Source organism: Mammaliicoccus sp. B-M6 (genome assembly GCF_022386965.1).
Classification (GTDB): Bacteria; Bacillota; Bacilli; order Staphylococcales; family Staphylococcaceae; genus Mammaliicoccus; species Mammaliicoccus sciuri_A.
The window spans coordinates 1-1212 of record NZ_JAJNHJ010000072.1 but is presented as its reverse complement, the minus strand read 5'-3'; the positions used below and the strand labels follow the sequence as shown (position 1 = coordinate 1212).

Genomic DNA, 1212 nt, shown 5'->3' with positions numbered 1-1212 from the left:
CTGTTTATGAAAATCCAAGTTTCATAGATATTGATGATCGTGTCGTATGCAACTACTTATTTGGGTCACATGATAATAGTGGGATTGTCTTAACTAACATTAATAATGAGCGTGTGTTACTAGCTGTAATGGGTGCAGATAACGCGTTTCATAGAGATTTCTTACTGAAAGAAGCAATGGACGAAATTCAATTCGATATTAAAGCGCCTAAATTAGAAGTTGAAACATTCACAGGAGAAAAAGAAATTAATTTTTTAGGTGATACATACTTTGGAGAATTTTATACAGAACGTCGAAAAAAGCGCAATCAAGAAGATGCATTAATGCGTTATGGTTATGATCATTCATTGAAGCATTTAAAGACATTCTTTGATCCAAATGGATATAACATTATCAATTTTGAAGCAGTATTTACTGAAGAAGGTGAAGTATCAAATTTAGAAGGTGCGAAACCATTTTTATTATGGGCAAATGAAGAAAAAACATTAAATGCATTAAGATCATTAAATTTAAATGCTGTTTCTTTAGGAAACAATCATGCGATGGATTTCGGACTTAATCGTTTAAAACAGACTATTGAAGGCTTTAAAAATAACGATTTAAAAGTATTTGGTGCTGGTCTGAACTCTAAAGAAGCTTTAGCACCGATACATTTAAATATAAATAATAGAAATGTATATATTTATAATGGCTATTGGTATCGCAAAATTGCATATCGTAAATTCGATTTTTACGCTATTGGTCATGATGCAGGTGTGGCACCATTATATTTAATAAATGAAGAAATTCGAAGAAAGAAACAAGAAGATCCTAATTGTTTTATAATCGTACAACCTCATTGGGGTGTTGATTTTAAACAAATTTTACCGTATCAAGTTGAGAATGCAGAACAATTAATTCATAGTGGTTGCGATTTAATACTTGGACACGGTCCTCATACAATTCAAAAATTGAGAAGATATAACAACACAGTGATTGTTTATAGTATGGGAAATGGGATTTTTAATAGTAACGGTGAATTTGATAAACATGATGCATTACCATATGGTTTCTTAACTAAATTGAAGTTTCTTGAAAATGATGAAATTAAACTTAGATTAGTGCCATTCTACGCAAATAATTTGGATACTTTTTGGTGTCCTGATTATGTGAATGATGAACAATTTAAAGAAATAGTAGAATTTATTGCTGAAGGTAAAGAATATATTGAAA

At 30.3% G+C, this 1212-nt stretch carries 1 protein-coding gene; it reads left to right on the top strand.

Annotated features, from left to right (window positions below; translation table 11 throughout):
* Positions 1–1212: CapA family protein (locus LQ693_RS13410; protein ID WP_239703269.1), on the top strand; the 1212-nt coding region annotated here is incomplete at both ends.